This window comes from Peribacillus sp. (assembly GCF_059453735.1).
Window position 1 is genome coordinate 1 of the sequence record NZ_JAZVJO010000179.1, and the last position, 2,647, is coordinate 2,647.

Annotated in this window: 3 protein-coding genes; all 3 read right to left on the bottom strand. The window is 37.6% G+C overall.

Annotated features, from left to right (window positions below):
* Positions 1-45: 45 nt before the first annotated feature.
* Positions 46-1,446, bottom strand: a complete 1,401-nt coding sequence (gene uxaC, locus AC52RT_RS05940) for a glucuronate isomerase (protein ID WP_495539893.1) — start codon at positions 1,444-1,446, stop codon at positions 46-48.
* 2 nt (positions 1,447-1,448) lie between these two features.
* Positions 1,449-2,297: an SDR family oxidoreductase gene (locus AC52RT_RS05945; protein WP_495539895.1), complete on the bottom strand. Its 849-nt coding sequence runs from the start codon at positions 2,295-2,297 to the stop codon at positions 1,449-1,451.
* A gap of 22 nt (positions 2,298-2,319) precedes the next feature.
* The coding region (locus AC52RT_RS05950) for a mannonate dehydratase (RefSeq protein ID WP_495539894.1) at positions 2,320-2,647 on the bottom strand (328 nt) is incomplete at its 5' end.

Genomic DNA, 2,647 nt, shown 5'->3' on the forward strand with positions numbered 1-2,647 from the left:
ATGACCATATCAATTGATATGATCATTTTAAAATCATTTTATTATTTACATATTAAAAAATTCTATTGCATTTTTACCACAAATTCTTCTTACTAAATTCTTAAGATAATTCATGTCTGCAGGATATTCTCCATTCTCCACCCAAGAGCCAATCTTATTGCAAAGTATTCTTCGATAATACTCATGACGTGGGAATGATAAAAAGCTTCTCGAATCAGTCAGCATTCCTACTGATGTAGCAATAAGACCTGCATCAGAAAAACTCTCTATCTGTCTTTCAATTCCATTTTTATGATCGCAGAACCACCAGGCAGCGCCGAGCTGTACCTTTCCTTTTATGCCATTCTCGTTGCTGCAGAAATTACCTGCCATTGCTGCAAGCATTTCAGTATCCTTGGGATTAAGGCAATAGAGAATCGTCTTTGGAAGCTCTCCCTGTAAATCCATTTTGCTAAGTAAAGCAGAAAGCTGTGGCGCATAATTAAAATCATTTAAAGAGTCAAATCCGGCATCTACACCAATACGCTTGTAAAAACGTTCAGAATTATTTCTGATTGCACCGATGTGAAGCTGCATAACAATACCATTTTTGTTATACATTCTTCCAAGCTCTGTTAACATGTAACCTCTGAATTTTCCAGCTTCTTCCTCTGTAAGTTCCCTTCCGCTAAGTTTTGCCTTAAATAGCTCATTTACCTCAGCGTGATTTGTAGGAATATAGAATGCGCTTTCAAGGCTATGGTCTGATACCCTGCAACCGTTTTTAATAAAGAACTCAAGTCTATTCTCTAAAGCTTTAAGAAGTGAATCAACATCTATAATATCTGTTTTAGAAACATCTGATAATCTCTTAATATATTCCTTATACTCAGGCTTTTCTATACCGATAGCTTTTTCTGGTCTAAAGCTTGGTAAAACCTTTATTTCGAAATTGTCTTCTCTAATTTTCTGATGCCATTCTAATGAATCAGCAGGATCATCAGTTGTGCATAGAACAGACACATTTTGAAGTTTTAAAAGATTACGCACTGAATACTCTTTTTGCTTCAATTTTGCATTACATTCATCCCAAATTTCCTTTGCGGTATCTGGGGTTAAAGGGGTTGTAATGCCAAAATATCTCTGAAGCTCAAGGTGTGTCCAGTGATATAGAGGATTACCAATAAGATTCTGCACTGTGTCTGCCCATGCCATAAATTTATCAAAAGGAGCCCCATCTCCTGTGATAAGCTCTTCTGACACACCGTTTGCTCGCATGGCGCGCCATTTATAATGGTCACCACCAAGCCAAACCTCTGCCATGTTATCAAAGCATTTATCCTCATATATCTCCTGAGGATTCAAGTGATTGTGAAAATCAATAATAGCTTCCTCACTTGCGACTTCAAACAACTCTCTGGCTGTGTCACTATTTAAAAGAAAATTTTCATCCATAAACTTTTTCATTTTTATACCCCACTATAAGCTGAGAATCCGCCATCAATAGGAATAACAACACCTGTTACAAAGCTTGCCATCTTCTCATTTAAAAGATAAAGAAGTGTTCCATTAAGTTCCTCTGCCTCACCAAAGCGTCCCATTGGAGTAGCAGCAAGAATTTTCTCTGTACGCTCTGTTGGAGTACCATCTGCATTAAATAATAAATCCTTGTTCTGAGCTGTAACGAAAAAGCCTGGTGCGATGGCATTTACTCTGATACCTTCCTTTGAGAAATGCACTGCAAGCCACTGAGTAAAGTTGCTGATTGCAGCCTTTGCTCCAGAATATGCAGGAATTTTTGTAAGTGGCGTATATGCATTCATTGATGAAATGTTGATAATAGAACAATTCTTTTTACCAATCATATCCTTTGCGAAAACCTGAGTTGGAAGAAGTGTTCCAATAAAGTTTAAGTTGAATACAAACTCTACACCACTCTGATCTAAATCAAAGAAGCTAACTGTATCATTATCAAGCTCGTCTCCTGCGAAGAAATATTCCTTGTCAGTGTTTGCTCTCTTATTATTTCCACCAGCACCATTTAAAAGGATGTCACATGGACCAAGATCTGAAAGTACCTGCTCATGTACTGCCTTAAGGCTTTCCTTGTCGAGAACATTTGTCTTATATCCCTTTGCCACACCACCAGCAGCATTTATTTCATCTGCAAATTTGCAAGCCATCTCCTCATTCAAATCAAGAAGTGCAACCTTTGCTCCAGCAGCTGCAAGAGTTTTTGCAAACATACTGCAAAGGACTCCGCCTGCTCCTGTTACTACTGCAACCTTATTCTTTAAATCAATATCATAGTTTCCCATTTTATATTTCCTCCAATTATAATTATTTTCTCTTATCTGCTTTCTCAATGGCTTCCCATAAACCATTGATATATGTGGCACCAAGTGCTCTATCATAAAGACCATATCCTGGCATTGCCTTCTCACTCCAAATCATACGTCCGTGATCTGGTCTGATTGGTCCTGTAAATCCAATATCATAAAGAGCCTTTACGATTTCATACATATCAAAGCTTCCATCTGAAGAAAGATGTGCTGCCTCCTCGAAATCAGTAGGTGTGTTGAATTTAAGATTTCTAACATGTGCGAAATGAATTCTTCCCTTGAGGCTTCTAATCATATCTGGTAAATCATTCTCAAGATTTGTTCCA

What these genes read in the sequence shown, in the direction of transcription:
- uxaC (WP_495539893.1), bottom strand. Translation starts at nt 1,446, where the DNA reads ATGAAAAAGTTTATGGATGAAAATTTTCTTTTAAATAGTGACACAGCC.
- AC52RT_RS05945 (WP_495539895.1), bottom strand. Translation starts at nt 2,297, where the DNA reads ATGGGAAACTATGATATTGATTTAAAGAATAAGGTTGCAGTAGTAACA.